Origin of the sequence: Yersinia sp. FDAARGOS_228, assembly GCF_002073315.2 — a bacterium.
Classification (GTDB): domain Bacteria; phylum Pseudomonadota; class Gammaproteobacteria; order Enterobacterales; family Enterobacteriaceae; genus Yersinia; species Yersinia intermedia.
The window spans coordinates 3,915,400-3,933,126 of sequence record NZ_CP020409.2 but is presented as its reverse complement, the minus strand read 5'-3'; the positions used below and the strand labels follow the sequence as shown (position 1 = coordinate 3,933,126).

Sequence of the window (17,727 nt, the reverse complement as noted above, 5' to 3'; positions counted from 1 at the left end):
TGAGATTTCGTGCAAAACTGGAGGCGATACTCTTGCCATCTTGTGGCATAATGCGCGCCGAATCACATTTTCTATAATTCTTGAATATCCCTATTCAGTAATCCAATCGAGAGCGAGCTCTGTGCTAAGTACTAACAATATCACCATGCAATTCGGCAGCAAGCCGCTGTTTGAAAACATTTCAGTAAAATTCGGTGGCGGTAATCGCTATGGTCTGATCGGCGCTAATGGCTGTGGTAAATCCACCTTCATGAAAATCCTTGGCGGTGATTTAGTGCCGAGCGGCGGTAACGTATTCCTTGACCCGAATGAGCGTCTGGGTAAGTTACGTCAGGACCAATTCGCCTTTGAAAACAACACAGTGCTGGACACCGTTATTATGGGACACGGCGAACTGTGGGAAGTAAAAGAAGAGCGCGATCGCATCTACGCTATGGCTGAAATGAGCGAAGCAGACGGCTATAAAGTGGCTGATCTGGAAGTTGCCTACGGTGAAATGGATGGTTACAGCGCAGAAGCACGTGCCGGTGAATTACTGCTTGGTGTCGGTATTCCGGTTGAACAACATTATGGGTTGATGAGCGAAATCGCTCCTGGCTTTAAATTGCGTGTATTGCTGGCGCAAGCCCTGTTCTCAGACCCGGAAATTTTATTACTCGACGAACCGACCAACAACTTGGATATCGATACTATCCGCTGGTTGGAGCAAGTGCTGAACGAACGTAGTAGCACCATGATCATTATTTCCCATGACCGTCACTTCCTGAACATGGTGTGTACCCACATGGCGGATCTGGATTATGGCGAACTGCGTGTTTATCCGGGTAACTATGACGAATACATGACGGCGGCGACACAAGCTCGCGATCGTCTGCTGTCAGATAACGCCAAGAAAAAGGCCCAGATTTCTGAGCTGCAATCTTTCGTTAGCCGCTTTAGTGCCAACGCCTCTAAATCCAAACAGGCGACGTCTCGTGCTCGTCAGATTGATAAAATTCAACTTGATGAAGTGAAAGCGTCTAGCCGCCAGAACCCGTTTATCCGCTTTGATCAGGATAAAAAGCTGTTCCGTAATGCGCTGGAAGTTGAACTGTTGACCAAAGGTTTTGATGACGGTCCGCTGTTTAAAAAACTGGATTTGCGCCTGGAAGTGGGTGAAAAAGTGGCTATCCTTGGGCCAAACGGTATCGGTAAATCTACTTTGCTGAAAACCTTGGTTGGGGATTATGAGCCGGATTCTGGTACCGTGAAATGGTCTGAAAACAGTAAGATCGGTTACTATGCGCAGGATCACGCCAGCGACTTTGAAATCGATTTGACGGTATTTGACTGGATGAGTCAGTGGAAACAGGAAAAAGACGACGAGCAGGCTGTGCGCAGTGTGCTGGGCCGTTTGCTGTTTAGCCAGGACGATATCAAGAAGAAAGTACAGGTCTTGTCTGGTGGTGAGAAAGGGCGGATGTTGTTTGGTAAGCTGATGATGCAGCGCCCTAACATCATGGTAATGGATGAGCCAACCAACCATTTGGATATGGAATCGATTGAAGCGCTGAACATGGCATTGGAAATGTACGAAGGCACGCTAATCTTCGTTTCCCATGACCGTGAGTTCGTCAGTTCTTTGGCAACCCGAGTGATTGAAATGACACCAGGCAAGCTGATCGACTTTACCGGTAACTACGAAGACTATCTGCGTAGCCAGGGTATTCAGTCCTGATTAGTTGATTGTGTGTTGATAAGAGAGCTGATGCATTGCATCAGCTTTTTTTTGCGCTAAATAGGCGGCTAATCTTTGCCACAGACTTCACAATGGACATCTTTGGCTAGCTTCATGGTCCGAAACTCTGCCGTTGCGGCGTCATACATCAATATGCGCCCAGATATCACCTGACCATAATCAGCCAACAGTTTTATGGCTTCCATCGCTTGTAAATTACCAATAATACCCACCAAGGGTGACATTACCCCAGCTTCAACACAGGTCAGTGCATTGTCACCGAATAACCGACTGAGGCAGCGATAGCAGGGTTGGTTTGGCTGATAAGTGAAGACACTTATTTGCCCCTCCATGCGAATTGCTGCACCTGAAACCAGTGGTTTATGTTGTGCATGACACAGGCGATTGAGTTGCTCGCGGCTGGTGACATTATCGGTACAATCCAACACCAACTGATGTTCAGCAATGGTTGCCGCGAGTTGTTGGTCATCTAACTGACCATCAATGGATTTCAGTGCCAAATGGGGGTTCATTTCAGACAGCGTCAGTGCCGCAGAGGCCACTTTTGACATTCCGATACGATTATCGCGATGCAAAACCTGCCGTTGCAGGTTAGAAAGCGAAACCGTATCAAAATCCAGCAGGGTAAGGTGGCCCACTCCTGCTGCTGCCAGATATTGTGCGGCTGCGCACCCCAGCCCCCCCAATCCAACGATTAACACCTTAGCGGCATTCAGTTTTTCCTGACCGTCAAAATCAAAACCGCGCAGGACGATTTGCCGGTTATAACGCAGGGCCTGGGCATCGGTCAGTTCTGGCAACATGTCAGCCTCTCCACCATATACAATTTATTGCCCCAATAGCCCGTTAAACAGTTCGATTTCAACTGTTTCACCGACCGAGACTGAGCCGCGCTCGCGTTCCAGCACAATAAAGCAGTTACCTTGGCTGAATGAACTGAATACGTGAGACCCCTGATGGCCGGTAGTACGTACTTCCAATTCACCGTTAGCATTGGTGGAGAAAATACCGCGTTGAAAATCTAAACGGCCAGGGGATTTCTTCAATTTTGTCGCCGCGACCGCGTTGAGGCGCAGTGGTGGACGCCACCCCGCATGGCCGGAGAGTTTAGCAATAAGGGGTTGTACCAACTGATAGAATGTTAGCGCAGCCGAGACCGGATTACCCGGTAAGCCGCAGAACCAGGCGTTATCCAATTTGCCGAAAGCAAACGGTTTGCCGGGTTTTATCGCCAACTTCCAGAAACCGATATCGCCTAACTCTTCCAGCATCTGTTTGGTGTAATCCGCTTCACCCACCGAGACACCCCCACTGCTGATAACAAGGTCAGCGGCGGCATCGGCTTGTTCAAATGCTTTGCGCAATGCGAGTTGATCGTCACGGATCACGCCAAGGTCAACTATCTGGCAGCCTAACTGTTGCAGCATCAACCGTACCGCGAAGCGGTTGGTATCGTAAATCTGTCCTTCGCCTAAGGGCTGCCCGACTGGTTGCAATTCATCGCCGGTAGAGAAAATAGCCACTTTCAGTGTGCGAAACACGGCAATCTCTGCAATGCCTAATGAGGCGAGTAGCGGCAATTGCGCCGCGCCTAATTTTACCCCTGCGGGGAAAACGGCAGCACCTTGTTGGATATCTTCACCCGGCAAGCGGATATTTTGCCCAACCTGCACATGGTTATTGAATATGACACCTTGTTCGCCAGCCACGGCCTGTTCTTGCATGATGACGGCATCGGCTCCCTCAGGAATAGGGGCTCCGGTCATGATTCGCACGCAAGTATTGGCTGGCCACTCACCTTTAAACGGTGCACCGGCAAAAGCCTTACCGGCCACCGGCAGCGGTAATGTGCTGCTAAGCTCATTACAACGCACGGCATATCCGTCCATCGCGGAGTTGGCGAAAGGGGGGACAGCAATCGGTGATGTAATTGCACTGGCGGTGATTCGGCCCGCCGCTTCGGTTAATGCGACGGTTTCTGTTGCTTGCAATGGTGTAACCTGCGACAGCATTTTAGTCAGAGCTTGTTCGAGAGAGAGTAAATCCGAGGTATTACTGTGATCCATGCTGGACTCCGTGGTCAGTGTGCACCGTTAGCTAGAGGTAATTATGGGTGCTGAGCTACCATCAAATAATGGAACCATTATGGCAGAGATTGTCAGGTGGGTGAATGGATGGCGGCGCAAAGAGACGATAGACTGATGCTAGCTTGATCAGTGCTATTATTTTCATGGGTATAAACCTTCGGCAGGCAACACAGGGGTGTGACATGGAGTATCAAAAGATTCTGGAATTCTGGTTTAGTGAGATTGACCCGGCATTGTGGTTCAAAAAGAATGAAGATTTTGATGCTCTGTTACGCAAGCGGTTTGGCCCTGTTTGGCAAGCTGCGTCTAAAGGGGAATTGGCTCACTGGCGGTCTAAAATAGAAGGGCGTTTGGCGGAAATATTGATACTGGATCAGTTCAGCAGAAATCTGTTCCGTGATTTACCCGCGTCATTTTCTTGCGATGGTATGGCGCTGGTCCTGGCGCAAGAAGCGATCAACAGTGGTCAGACGGAACAACTATCTGATATTCAACGCGGTTTTCTTTATCTTCCTTTTATGCATTCCGAATCGGCGCTTATTCATAAACAAGCATTAGAGCTCTTTACTGCATTGGGTGATGACAATCAGCTTGATTATGAGTTACGCCATAAAGCGATTATCGATCGCTTTGGCCGTTACCCACATCGCAATCATATCCTTGGGCGAGTCTCCAGCGCAGAGGAACAGGCTTTTCTTTTACAGCCAGGCTCTGCTTTCTAGACGACAAGGGGAGGCGAGCACATGGTCAGCGAAATCCTGGTGCTGACCATTGATCGTCACTTTCGTTACCGATTGATCCCATTTGTTTTCTGTAGCTCCGCTCACAAGAAAACCTTTATTAAACAGTCGACTTAACATATTTATGTGCTTGAGATCACAAGAGAATTTGAGGTTTTTCCTAAACTGCTCTCCGCACGATAACTCTCATTGAAACGATAATGTTACCAATATATAACAATCTAACAATATAAAATGAGAGTTCAGTGTCTGTGCTTTCTCAGTTCTGAGCTTATGGTGGCATGGACGTTTAACAATATGGCAGACGCATCAATATGGTTGAAACAAATTCATTAGACACTACTGTGGCAGAGGGGAAGGGGGCATCAGCACGTCTGACAGAGAAGGCGGATACTCGGCAACGAATACGAGCCATCGTCGGGGCCTCTTCCGGGAATTTGGTTGAATGGTTTGATTTCTATATTTATTCTTTCTGCGCGCTCTATTTTGCTCCGCTTTTTTTCCCCAGTGATAATCCAACCACCCAATTAGTGCAGACTGCCGGTGTTTTTGCTGCTGGCTTTTTGATGCGCCCGATTGGTGGCTGGCTGTTCGGTTATATTGCTGACAAACATGGTCGCAAGTTATCCATGTTGATTTCGGTCTATATGATGTGCGCCGGTTCGTTGATGATTGCTTGCCTGCCAACCTATGCGTCAATTGGTAGCCTGGCGCCGGTCTTGCTCTTAGTCGCCCGTTTATTCCAGGGGTTATCTGTTGGTGGCGAATATGGCACCAGTGCCACCTATATGAGTGAAGTCGCAGTGAAAGGGCGCAAAGGGTTTTATGCTTCGTTCCAATATGTCACATTAATTGGTGGCCAATTGTTGGCATTATTGGTACTGGTTTTGTTACAACAAACTCTTTCATCAGAGGTATTGCACAGTTGGGGCTGGCGTATTCCTTTTGTTCTGGGGGCACTGTTGGCAGTGGTCGCTCTTTACTTACGCCGTTCACTGAATGAAACCTCGGATGAAAAGACTCGTAATAAGAAAGATGCGGGGAGTTTGAAAGGGCTCTGGAAGAACCGCCGCGCATTTATTATGGTGCTAGGCTTCACGGCGGGTGGCTCTCTTTCTTTTTATACCTACACCACTTATATGCAAAAGTATTTAGTCAATACCGCCGGAATGGATGTAAAAACCGCCAGTTTAGTAATGACGGCTGCATTATTTATTTTTATGCTAGTGCAGCCCTTATTTGGTGCATTATCCGATCGTATTAGCCGGCGTACATCTATGTTAACGTTTGGCCTATTATCAATGTTATTAACAGTACCTATTCTGCACGCCCTTAAAGGGGTAACCAGTCCATATATTGCGTTTATGCTGATTGTTACCGCCCTGATTATTGTGAGTTTTTATACCTCTATTGGCGGATTACTAAAAGCAGAGATGTTCCCACCGGAAGTGAGGGCACTGGGTGTCGGCCTGTCTTATGCAGTTGCAAATGCCATGTTTGGCGGTAGTGCCGAATATGTGGCGCTATCTCTCAAGTCTTTTGACATGGAAAACAGCTTCTTCTGGTATGTTTCGGCAATGTGTTTCGTCACCTTCTTAGTTTCATTGCGCTTGCACCGCAAAGGGCAAGAGGTTGAGTTATAGTGCGAAACCTACATTAATTGCTGAAGCCATGTGCCAATGTGGCTTCAGCCTGTGGTTGCTAAATAATCCTCAATGGTAGCTAATAATTTCCCGGTACCGCAGCATGTATCATTATATCCCTTGGTATGTCTGCGATTAATAACCCGGTCATGGGGGCAACCGCCATGACAGATAGGAAACCACTTACAGTGGTGCATTTTTTTAGTTGCCTCTATTTCTTCGATTACCGCCTGCTGATTATGTGATGAGTTAGCAAGCAGGTCGGCTAACTCAATATTCAGTATCGAACCATAAATACTATTGGCATCACCTCTATATTTGTCACAGGGAGAGATATCACCATTAGGTTCTAAAGTAATGATTTCTTGTGAGCAATTGCCAGACCAATAACAGGCAGAGAGTTTTTCATCAGGATATTTTAAGGCTTTGATAAAATCCTCGAAAATAGTAATATGTATTTTTTCACGATAATCTTTTATCCAAATAATAAATAGATCTGATAGAAATTTGATGAACTCAGCATAACTGATAAAGTCATTCCCAATATATTCACCCGCAACCAGACGATTGTCTGGAACAATATTAAGGAATTCAATGCCAGTTAAATCTATTGAAATAAAGTAATCCAACATCTCTCTCATGTCTGTTTGATATACTTCCCGGTCGACAACGATAAGTGCACCATATAGTATATTGTAATGCTGTAGTTTTTTTATTCCTATGGCTACCCGTTCAGATGTTCCCTTCCCTCGGTAGTCCACTCGCCGCTTATCATTAACCGCAGGTACACCATCAAGACTGATCCCAACGTTCATTCCTATGCCTTTGATAAACGTTAACCACTCCTCAGAAAGATTCACTATATTTGACTGCATTGTATTGGTGATATATTGCTCAGGGCGTTTAAATTGCTGCTGTAACCAGATAAGTTTTTTGAAAAACAGTGGCTTAAGTAATGTTACTTCTCCACCATGCCATACAAATTCGAATCTATTTACATTCGGAATTGAGAGGATTTTATGTATCGCACGTATTAGTATATCGAATGAAATGCTTTGGTTAGGGCCTTCAGCCCAGGAGTGACAATAGGTACAACGAAGGTTGCATAATCGTGTGGCCTTCAGGACAATCACGAGTTTATCTGCATTTATTGCTTTTACCTCCATATGATGAGTTAACTCTTTATTAAATAGAGTTAACTCATCACCATCCAATAATTGGCTAGCAGGAATCTTCCCGATGAGATAGGCTGATAATGCTTTATATTCACACGAGGTTAATTCCTCCAGTTTTCTAATATTTATGTCTCTAATATTAACGCTATCTATGTTTACGATGGGTATTATATCACGCATGTTGCGCTCCTATTTTTAAGTTAATTTACCATCTCTCATGGTTATTATTCTATTACCATATGTGGCGGCTTCATCTGAGTGTGTAACCATTATTATGGTTGTTCCGGTCTGATTTATTCTGCTTAATTGTTCAAGCACATTTCGGGTGTTTTTACTGTCCAAATTACCGGTTGGTTCATCAGCTAGCAATAATGTTGGATTGGATACCATGGCACGGGCAATAGCGACTCGTTGTTGCTGACCACCCGATAATTGCATTGGTTTATGATCTCTACGATTCTCGATAGCAAAAAGGTTTAAAATCCGATTAACGCGTTCAATACGTTCTTTTTTTGCAACATGGCGATACTTCAGTGGTAACTCAATATTATCGAATGTTGATAAATGTGGAATAAGATTAAATGATTGAAAAATATAACCTATCAACTCACGCCTTACTATAATTCGTTGTGAGTAACTTAGGGATACGACATCCTTCCCTGCTAAGGTAAGTGAGCCACTATCAAGTGAGTCAAACATGCCTATAATGTTGAGCAGAGTCGATTTCCCCGATCCTGATGGACCCATAATTGATACGAATTCACCTTGTTCCACAGCGAGGTTCAGGTGATGAAATACCCGGGTTTTAATTGTTTTTGTTATGAAACACTTTTCTGCATTTTGTATGTTTAGCATATTATTTAAACTCAATTATATTATATTCGTTACTGTTTGAATATGAAGGGATGATAATGCGTTGACCTGAATTTAGTCCTGCTGTTATTTCTGTCTTTTCTGCATTACGGCGTTTAATTTCTACTTTAGTTTTAATTGCATGATCATGTTTTTGTTGGTAGATATAGAGGTAGTTACCCCCATATTTATCTGAAGTAATACTTTCATTGGGTACTAATAATATCTTCTCTTTTTCATCTTGCAATGAGATTTCTATTTCAATAGATTGGCCTCTTTTTAGCGGGAATTTGTTTAATTGAGTCGGTGTCAGCTTTGCCTTAAACCTGCCATTATCAATAACTGTGGAGACCGATTCAATAAGCAGTACAATATCTTGGCCATTTATTTTTGCAATAACACGAGTTTGTGGTTTTATCTTATCTAAGTAATATTCACTCAAAAAGACATTGAAATAATATGAATTGAAATTATCTACGACTGCTATTTTTTCACCAGGTTTTATTTGCTGGCCTAACTCAATGTCCAAAACAGATAAAGAGCCGTCAATAGGCGCAGTTATAACTAATTGATCGATGCCCGTTTCAATCATTCCCATCATTCGTTCAAGTAATAAAATAGAGTCATTAATATTATTTAATTGCTTAGGAAGTGACTTTTGGTTTTTGTTATTATGTTCTAGTAATATCTCACGCTTAGTTTCCCAATTTTTTAGTATATCTTTTTGGTTTTCTAACTCTGATTTTGCAATCATCGATTTTGTATCGAGGACTTGATGCCTGACAAGGTTTTTGCTAACAACCTCGATCTGGTGTTGAGCTTCTTGTAGGCTGAGTTTGGTATCTCGATTATCTTGTTCCAATTGCATTTTCATATTACGCAGATTATTTATTTGTTCGGTGATATCTGCCATTCTGGAGGTTGTTTCTAACATGAAATCATAATTGGATAAACGAACGATTACATCACCTTTGTTAACCGCTTCAAAGGCTTTTTTGGCAATTTCAATGACTTTTCCCCCACGTTCACTTGATATAATCGTGCTTTCCTTCGGTACCGTAATGGCACGTGTAATTAATACGTCCTGAAATTCCTCAGGCTTAACCGTAATGAAAATAGTGTTTTCCCGCGCAACTAATAACGTATTTTGGCTTGTGAATAAAGAGTAAATGTAAAAACAACAGACAATCAGTATAAGTGATACACCTATAATAATTAACTTTATGCGTGAGTTTGTATACGCATTTTTTTCAATTTTTATATCCATGTGTTTATTATTTCTTTTGGGTATTTATGTTGTCATTATTAAAGATCAGCGTAATAGTCATAATGACAACTATGCTAATTATGAAAATAAAAAGTGTAGCAGTGGCATTGACGTATGAAAGATTATCCACAGCATGGTATTGAACCAACCATCGATGCAATAAAAAGAAACCCATCGAGAATGCTATTATAGCAGCAAAAATAATGGGGGCGATATTTTGCTGTATAAAGAAAACGATATGGGTATAAATAGAACCACCAATAGACTCCATTATTCTTAATGTCTTACTGATTCGTTTGGTTTCGGATATACTGATGATTACGGTGCTTATTAATATTAACGAAAGTGAAAGTATGGCAACAAAATTGGCTGTTTTTTGCATAAGTCTATTCGTATTGAAATATGCTTGATGTAAATGTTCCACTGTTTGTATTTGCGTGGGGTTAACACGATATCGCTCAAGTGTTTTTTTTACTTCCCCAAGATCCTGTATATATTGCAATTTTAATGCGCCATATCGTTGGGGCTTGTTTTCAATAAATATCAATAGCGGTGTGGTGCTTTTATTGACATCTGCAAGATAAAAATCATTTATTATTCTAAGAATTCTTATTTTATGCTCAGAGTCATTATCATTAATGTAAAATATGCTATTCAATGTTTCATCATAGGAATGTTGCCCCATTAAAGTCATAAAGGATTGAGTCGCTACCGCATGGACAACATTATCATCATCACTCGGTATTAGTACATTATCATACCCTGCTAATACCTTAACTCCCCTGGTATCAAGGAAGTGTTTATTGGCATTAAGTGTATTTACTGTTACTAACTTGTCTTTCTCTTGCTGATTAAGATGAAATATTGAAGTGTTTGTCCTCGACATGTCAAAGGGTTGCCAGCTACTAAGTGCAATAGACTCTATATTTACAGTATTCTTCAATTCATTTTGTAAACTATTTATTGCTGCTTGAGAGATTAATTCATCACTTAAAGTAAATGTCACTATATCGTCTTTTTTATAACCAAAATCATAATGCTGCATGAAATTATTCTGTGTCAATATTCCTGCCCATAAATAGACCATTATGCCAGCTATTGTTATTTGTATGCATAATGCTCCTTGATGGATGTAGCGTGATATTGGCTGTTGATTATAAATATTATAATGGACGGATTGATTGGGAAAAACGCTAACATATAGATATGTTATATGAGAAATTAAAATTGCTGTATAAACTGAAATCAATGTAAAAAAGAAGGCGGCTAGTAATGTTTTAGTTCCTTGAATAAGAATTAATTCTTTAATTCCTATAGATAACTGTATTAAAACAATCAGAAAGAGTATTGCTAATAGGAGTACAAAAATGGCTTGAAGCAGTGCGATGGAAAGAGATTCAGTCAATAGTTGATAACGTGAGGCTCCGAGCGATTTCTTTATCTGGAAACTATTTTTTTTATTGGTATTTATTACATTGTTAACATTAAAAAAGTTCATGGTGGTTGTTATAAATATAAAAATACCGGCTGCATATAAGCTGTATAAATAGGATTTTGCAATAACTGTGCTGATCTCATCAGGTAACCCATTATCGTAATGGATATCGGTAATATTACGTGCAGACAATTGAATGAACTCTTCGGGGCTAAATGGTGCTCCAGGGAGTTGGGGAGCGTAACGGGTAACGAGTGTATTCAATTGTTCAGAATTGGGTTTTCCTCCTGCGTCCATTGTAATGAAGGCATAGGCGTGCATATCGTACCAATCATGCCTTTTATCATGATAGCCATCTATGAGTTCGGGAGAAAATGCAATCACGGCGTTGGTTTTAAAACGGCTATCCTTATGCAAACTAACCATATCTTTAATGACGAATTGGCCTTTGTTCCCTAAGGTGATAACGTGCCCGACCGGATTATCCAGATGAAGATATTGACGATTAAATTCTGGCGTAATAATAATTTCATTCTGGGTCAGATGGGGGCGGTATTGAGAAATATTTGGTTCATATAGATTAGGTAGATCATTACTCAGTTTATAGGGATTAATGACATTGAAGAAATTCGGACTAACGGCATAAATCTCTACTTTGCTGTGAGTTTGGTCATTCACTTGTAAATCTGTAAATAGACGTAGTGCATAGATAACCTCTTTTATGTTCTTTGCATTCTGCAATGCTGGGATCAATGGGAATGGTACCTGTGCTGATTTTACATCATCACCGTTTGGTAAGTTAAACTGAGTTTCTATGCGATATATCTGTGTGTAGTCATTGTGGTAACTTTCAATATTTCTATCCGTTAAATAAAGCAGTAATACTAAAAATGATGAGAGCATACCTAAAGCCGTTATTATTATCGCTAATATACTTGCCATCGGACTAAGCTTAACATCATTAATGAATTCACTTGTAAACATACAAGAATATCTCACTTTATTTATACACATGATTTCAAACACGTAAGTGTGCTGAATTGCTTTCACTGTTACTGCTATGTGGAACAAGGTTAGGCCATTAATAATTCATGGCCTAACCAATAATTTCTGAATGGTTCATTTTTCTATTCTTCAGCAAAACTTCTTGACCAGTTCCATGCTGTTATTTTGCTTCGCAGGGTATTGTTTTTTATTTTTTCTATTTCATTGTCATTTATATAAAATGCATTATTCTTAAATGATTCTTCTAATGATTGTAACTTACCTTTTAGTGCCATTAAGTGGCTGTGTTTTGTTCCTTTATCATCTGATTGCTTTGAAATATTCATATAGCACCCCATTTAAATAATTATCTTTGAATGTAATTAAGTGCCAGAAGGATTCTGGCTATTTATTTGTAATTCTATTTTTGGAATTTATCAATGTTTTTATTTATAGATATGTTTGTATTGAATGTGATTAACTATCATATTATTTTAATTTTTTGATTGTTAGTTAGGTATGGCTGTAACGGGAACAACTGTGCATTTCTACGTTAAAATAAAAAAAAAGCCCCGTAGGGCTTAAAATAGTTATGATTGATAATCACGTTAATTACATCGATTACGGATGTAAGAATTCTGCATGGAAGCGTAAGTGATCTTCAATAAATGTGGCTATGGTGAAATAGCTATGGTCATAACCCGGCTGAATACGAAGTGTCAGTGGCCAATCGCGTTGCCGTGCCAATTCAGCTAATTTTGCCGGTTGTAGCTGGTCTGCCAGAAACTGATCACTATCACCTTGATCTACCAGCATCGGCAGTTGGGTGTGGGCATGTGTAAGTAAGTGGCAACTATCATATTGCAACCACTGACTCTCATCGGTACCCAAGTACGCAGTAAAGGCTTTGCGGCCCCAAGGCACCTGACACGGATTGACTATCGGCGCAAAGGCCGAGGCTGATTGGTATTGCTGCGGGTTACGCAGTGCTAGCATCAATGCCCCGTGGCCCCCCATTGAATGGCCACAAATAGACTGACGGTCACTCACTCTGAAATGCTGGGCGATCAGCGCCGGTAACTCTTGGCTGATATAATCATACATCTGAAAATGTTTAGACCAGGGCGCTTGTGTTGCGTTGAGATAGAACCCCGCGCCTTGCCCTAAATCATAACCTTCGTCATTCGGCACATCATCGCCACGTGGGCTGGTATCCGGCATAACAAGTACCAGACCCAACTCAGCGGCCACCCGCTGCGCAGCAGCTTTCAATGTAAAGTTTTCATCATTACAGGTCAGACCCGACAGCCAGTAAAGCACCGGTGGCGGGTTGTCATCCCGTAAGGGGGGCAGATAGATGCTGAAGGTCATATTGCAATTCAGGCTGCTGGCGGTGTGGCGATAGCGTTGCTGCCACCCGCCAAACATCCGGTGCTCTTCGAGAAGTTCAAGTGACGTATTCATGCGTTGCCTGCCTCCTTGCCTTATTTGTTTTGTGAAGAATGGGTATCTGAAGAATGATTAAAATGGATCACGGTACGGATAGATTTACCTTCATGCATCAAATCGAAGGCTTCGTTAATTTGATCTAACCCCATGGTATGGGTAATAAAATCATTCAGAGCGAATTTACCGTCCAGATATTGCTGCACGATGCCCGGTAACTCGGAGCGCCCTTTAACACCACCAAATGCTGAGCCACGCCATACACGGCCTGTGACCAATTGGAATGGGCGAGTTGAAATTTCTTCACCCGCGCCGGCAACACCAATGATGACTGATTCGCCCCAGCCTTTATGGCAGCACTCAAGCGCTGAGCGCATGACATTGACGTTACCAATACATTCAAAGGAGAAATCTACGCCGCCATCGGTCAGCTCGACGATCACATCCTGAATAGGTTTATCATAATCTTTCGGGTTAATCAGGTCTGTTGCGCCTAGTTTGCGGGCCAGCTCGAATTTACTGGTATTGAGATCAATACCAATGATGCGGCTGGCGCCAGCCATTTTCGCCCCAATCACTGCCGATAAACCAATGCCACCCAAGCCGAAGATAGCGACAGTGTCGCCCGGTTTGACTTTGGCTGTGTTCATCACAGCCCCCATACCGGTGGTCACACCACAGCCCAGCAGACAAACTTCTTCTAATGGTGCTTCTTTATTGATTTTTGCCAGTGATATTTCCGGTACCACTGTCAGTTCAGAGAAGGTTGAGGTACCCATGTAATGGAAGATCGGTTGGCCATTTTTAGAGAAACGAGTGGTGCCATCAGGCATCAAACCCTTGCCCTGAGTGCTGCGGATCGCCTGACACAAATTGGTTTTACCGGAGCGGCAGAATTTACATTCACCGCATTCTGGTGTGTACAGCGGAATGACGTGATCACCTACTGCAACGCTGGTAACGCCTTCGCCGATTGCTTCTACAATCCCACCACCTTCATGGCCGAGGATCACAGGGAATATTCCTTCGGGATCTTTGCCTGACAAGGTGTAGGCATCGGTGTGGCATACGCCACTGGCGACAATCCGTACCAGCACTTCGCCTTTCTGCGGTGGCATCAAATCAACTTCTTCAACCGATAGCGGCTGGTTTGGCCCCCATGCGACTGCGGCGCGAGTTTTAATCATCTGCATGGTGTTGCTCCTATAGCTTCTGTGTGATGGGTGTTATATAAATGAATTGTTTATGTATCTAATATGTTGCATGTAACTGTCTGGGCATAAGTCAATATGGCTTGTATAAATTATGGCCGATAAGCGGCAAGCCGTCAGATAAGTCACTGAATCTCAATCTGCTCGATAATCAGTTCTTTTAAGGTACGGACATTGGGGCTAAAGGCATCTTTACGCCAGATAAGCCAAGTTGCGGTATCGGCAATATCAGCCGGTAAGGCATGAACTTGTACCCGTTCATGGCCCGGCAGTAGCGCCAATACGGAATGGGGTATCAATGCCAGCCCGGCACCACTGGCAACACAGGCTAGCATGGCATGGTAAGACTGGATTTCCATAATATGGCCCGGTAAAACACCGGCCTGACGGAACCAACTCTCCAGGCGCAAGCGGTAAGAGCAACTGGGGCGAAAGGCAAACAGTGTCTCATCCGCCGCATCGCGGGCTTGCATAATCGGGGGGTGGTCCAGACAAGAAATGATCACCAATTGTTCGTCAAAAGAGCGGCACCCGTGCAGTTCATCATGTTGAACTGGCCCATCAACGAGCGCTGCCGCCAGTGTCCCGGCCCGTACTTGTTCGATGATTTCACCAGACGTCCCGGTGATAAGCGATAAGGAGACCTTGGGGTAGCGCTGATGATAGGCCGCCAGCAAGTTAGGCAGGCGGGTGGCCGCGGTGCTTTCCATTGAGCCTAACGGGAAGTTACCCGCAGGTTCGCCAGCATGCGTAATGCGCATTGCCTCTTCGCTTAGCGCCAGAATCCGGTTGGCGTAGCAGAGGAAGTTATGGCCCATAGGGGAGAGCCGCAGCCGCTGTTTTTCACGGATAAACAGGTCGGCACCCAGCTCAACTTCAAGTTGGCGCAGACGGGTCGTCAAATTTGAAGGGACGCGGTGCATCTGCTCCGCTGCCCGGGCAACGGAACCGGTTTCTGCTACACAGCAAAACATGCGTAGCTGGGTCAGGTCCATAGGTGTTCTCTTTTTGTGATGAACTTAATGAGCATTATTCATTTTTTGTGATTCTAATGCTCAGGCATGATATTGGCAACTTTCTTTTAACTGTCTGGCAAGGGTCATCTGTCAGCAAGCAATAGGTAGAGTAGATGGCATTGAGAATTGCATTAAGTGGTTTTCTCGCGTTAGTCGTGGCAATGGGGATTGGCCGTTTTGCTTTTACGCCGCAAGTGCCGCTAATGATCGCAGAGCATCAGTTCACCCTAACCGGTGCCGGGTTGGTGGCAGCATTTAATTATCTGGGATACTTGTTTGGCGCTTTTGATGCTATGCGCGCCAGCCGCCATGTGGAGCGCCGTTTATGGCTTGGATTGTGGGGAGTGGTAACGCTTACGCTGCTATCCGCAATAGTTGATGGGGCGTGGTGGCATGGCATGGTACGTTTTGTCATCGGCTGGGCTAGTGGCTGGTCGATGGTGCTTATCGCCGCCTGGACCAATGAACGTCTGGCCCACTTTGGTCGTCCGGCACTCAGTGCCGCAGTATTTGCCGGGCCGGGCGCGGGCATATTCATCAGCGGTATGTTGGCAGTGGTTATTCATAGCTATGGTTTATCGGCCGCTCAAGCCTGGCTGGTCTATGGTGTATTGGCGTTAGTTATTATTGCCATGATCAGCATTAATCTGCCACGTAGTGGGGAGTTGCATCGCCCGCATATTACTGCGGTTCCTCTGACCTTAACGCCCGCACTCAAGCGCCTGGTGTGGAGCTACAGTCTGGCGGGATTCGGTTATATTCTGCCCGCAACATTTTTATCGCAAATGGCGACAGCGCGCTTCCCAGAGAGCCTGTTTGCCCAGTTTGTCTGGCCTGTATTTGGTGGCGCGGCGGTGATAGGGATCACTATCGGTATTTTGACCCGCCACTGCCTGAGTTCGCAAACCCGCTTGGCATTAACGCTCTGGGTGCAGGCATTGGGGGTATTGTGCGCGGAGCTAGTGCCGGGAGTCAGTGGGTTGGTATTAGGTGCATTACTGACCGGTGGTGGTTTCCTGAGTGTAGTGCAACTTTCATTGCAGCATGGTCGAGAGCTGGCTCCGCAACACACCCGCTATATGGCCGGTTTACTGACCACCGGTTATGCGCTTGGGCAACTGGTTGGCCCAATATTATCCGCTATCTCAACGACGTTGACTCAGCGGTTAGAACCAGCGCTGTACGTGGCAGTGGTGGCACTGTTCATCGCGGGTAGTTTGGTTATCAAAACGCCACGTCGTGCTCAGGAAGTGGTTACTGGTTGATTTACGCTACAGTGAATGTACCAAATGTAACTATTTCATCATGATGTAAATAACAATTCGATATGAAGAACAATCACTGGATAATCATTTTGCTCTCAACTAAAGTGGGGAGCAAAATCCGAACGTGATCTACATCATGTTTATGCTGTTCGGAGGCGTACGCCTGCTGGAGAAAAGAATGTCATCGCTAAGTAAAGAAGCTGAGTTGGTTCATGAGGCATTGCTAGCCCGTGGTCTTGAAACCCCGCTGCGCAAACAAGAGTTAGATGCCCAAACGCGTAAAACTAAGATTCAAGCGCATATGACCGAAGTCATGCAGTTGCTGAATCTTGATTTATCTGACGATAGTCTGGCGGATACGCCAAGGCGTATTGCCAAAATGTATGTTGATGAGATTTTCTCTGGACTGGATTACGAAAATTTCCCCAAAATAACCCTGATTCAGAATAAAATGAAAGTCGATGAAATGGTCACAGTACGAGATATCACTCTGACCAGTACCTGCGAACATCATTTTGTCACTATCGATGGTAAAGCCACCGTCGCTTATATCCCCAAAGACAGTGTGATTGGTTTATCTAAAATTAACCGTATCGTGCAGTTCTTTGCTCAGCGCCCGCAAGTACAAGAGCGACTGACACAGCAAATCCTGTTAGCACTACAGACGTTGTTAGGCACCAATAATGTCGCAGTTTCTATTGATGCGGTGCATTATTGCGTTAAAGCTCGTGGTATTCGTGATGCAACCAGCGCGACCACGACGACATCATTAGGCGGGTTATTTAAATCCAGCCAGAATACACGCCAGGAATTCCTGCGTGCTGTTCGTCATAATAGCTAACGTCGCAACGGCTAATTAGCCTTTTCA

15 protein-coding genes are annotated in these 17,727 nt (G+C 44.0%); 5 read left to right on the top strand and 10 right to left on the bottom strand.

The window, feature by feature from the left end; genetic code table 11:
* Positions 1-121 precede the first annotated feature (121 nt).
* Positions 122-1,717 carry an ABC-F family ATPase gene (locus A6J67_RS18240; protein ID WP_071843536.1) on the top strand — a complete coding sequence of 532 codons (1,596 nt, stop codon included), beginning with the start codon at positions 122-124 and terminating at the stop codon, positions 1,715-1,717.
* Positions 1,718-1,785: 68 nt separating this feature from the next.
* Here the strand turns inward: A6J67_RS18240 and moeB are convergent, their stop codons facing one another.
* Positions 1,786-2,541 carry a molybdopterin-synthase adenylyltransferase MoeB gene (gene moeB / locus A6J67_RS18235; protein ID WP_050288046.1) on the bottom strand — a complete coding sequence of 252 codons (756 nt, stop codon included), beginning with the start codon at positions 2,539-2,541 and terminating at the stop codon, positions 1,786-1,788.
* 24 nt (positions 2,542-2,565) lie between these two features.
* Positions 2,566-3,804 carry a molybdopterin molybdotransferase MoeA gene (gene moeA, locus A6J67_RS18230; protein ID WP_050288044.1) on the bottom strand — a complete coding sequence of 413 codons (1,239 nt, stop codon included), beginning with the start codon at positions 3,802-3,804 and terminating at the stop codon, positions 2,566-2,568.
* Positions 3,805-4,007: 203 nt separating this feature from the next.
* Between moeA and A6J67_RS18225 the strand changes: the two genes are divergently transcribed.
* Together A6J67_RS18225 and A6J67_RS18220 are read left to right on the top strand one after the other, a co-directional pair.
* Positions 4,008-4,547 (top strand): DUF924 family protein, encoded by a 540-nt coding sequence (locus tag A6J67_RS18225; protein WP_050288043.1) that lies wholly within the window; start codon positions 4,008-4,010, stop codon positions 4,545-4,547.
* Positions 4,548-4,879: 332 nt separating this feature from the next.
* Positions 4,880-6,208: an MFS family transporter gene (locus tag A6J67_RS18220; RefSeq protein ID WP_005187556.1), complete on the top strand. Its 1,329-nt coding sequence runs from the start codon at positions 4,880-4,882 to the stop codon at positions 6,206-6,208.
* Positions 6,209-6,252: 44 nt separating this feature from the next.
* Here A6J67_RS18220 and darE read toward each other — a convergent pair whose 3' ends face one another.
* The 8 genes from darE to ptrR form a co-directional block, all read right to left on the bottom strand.
* Complete coding sequence (gene darE / locus A6J67_RS18215; RefSeq protein ID WP_042569445.1) at positions 6,253-7,563, bottom strand: darobactin maturation radical SAM/SPASM protein DarE; 1,311 nt, start codon at positions 7,561-7,563, stop codon at positions 6,253-6,255.
* Between the two features lie 15 nt (positions 7,564-7,578).
* The gene (gene darD / locus A6J67_RS18210; protein ID WP_050288042.1) at positions 7,579-8,238 is read right to left on the bottom strand and encodes a darobactin export ABC transporter ATP-binding protein; all 660 of its coding nucleotides are present in this window, start codon (positions 8,236-8,238) and stop codon (positions 7,579-7,581) included.
* Position 8,239: 1 nt separating this feature from the next.
* Positions 8,240-9,502, bottom strand: a complete 1,263-nt coding sequence (gene darC / locus A6J67_RS18205; RefSeq protein ID WP_080608313.1) for a darobactin export ABC transporter periplasmic adaptor subunit — start codon at positions 9,500-9,502, stop codon at positions 8,240-8,242.
* A 7-nt stretch (positions 9,503-9,509) separates the two neighbouring features.
* Entirely contained in the window at positions 9,510-11,921 is a 2,412-nt protein-coding gene (darB, locus tag A6J67_RS18200; protein WP_080608312.1) for a darobactin export ABC transporter permease subunit, read from the bottom strand.
* A gap of 143 nt (positions 11,922-12,064) precedes the next feature.
* Complete coding sequence (gene darA / locus A6J67_RS18195) at positions 12,065-12,268, bottom strand: darobactin family peptide antibiotic (RefSeq protein ID WP_005187575.1); 204 nt, start codon at positions 12,266-12,268, stop codon at positions 12,065-12,067.
* A 274-nt stretch (positions 12,269-12,542) separates the two neighbouring features.
* A complete protein-coding gene (gene fghA / locus A6J67_RS18190; protein ID WP_032906836.1) occupies positions 12,543-13,385 on the bottom strand; it encodes an S-formylglutathione hydrolase in 843 nt (280 codons plus the stop codon).
* Positions 13,386-13,405: 20 nt separating this feature from the next.
* A complete protein-coding gene (locus tag A6J67_RS18185) occupies positions 13,406-14,560 on the bottom strand; it encodes an S-(hydroxymethyl)glutathione dehydrogenase/class III alcohol dehydrogenase (RefSeq protein ID WP_005187580.1) in 1,155 nt (384 codons plus the stop codon).
* Between the two features lie 143 nt (positions 14,561-14,703).
* The gene (gene ptrR, locus A6J67_RS18180; protein WP_005187581.1) at positions 14,704-15,573 is read right to left on the bottom strand and encodes a putrescine utilization regulator PtrR; all 870 of its coding nucleotides are present in this window, start codon (positions 15,571-15,573) and stop codon (positions 14,704-14,706) included.
* A gap of 134 nt (positions 15,574-15,707) precedes the next feature.
* Between ptrR and A6J67_RS18175 the strand changes: the two genes are divergently transcribed.
* Both A6J67_RS18175 and folE read left to right on the top strand, forming a co-directional pair.
* Positions 15,708-16,859 carry a YbfB/YjiJ family MFS transporter gene (locus A6J67_RS18175; protein WP_005187582.1) on the top strand — a complete coding sequence of 384 codons (1,152 nt, stop codon included), beginning with the start codon at positions 15,708-15,710 and terminating at the stop codon, positions 16,857-16,859.
* 178 nt (positions 16,860-17,037) lie between these two features.
* Positions 17,038-17,700, top strand: a complete 663-nt coding sequence (gene folE / locus A6J67_RS18170) for a GTP cyclohydrolase I FolE (RefSeq protein WP_042569448.1) — start codon at positions 17,038-17,040, stop codon at positions 17,698-17,700.
* Positions 17,701-17,727: the final 27 nt, after the last annotated feature.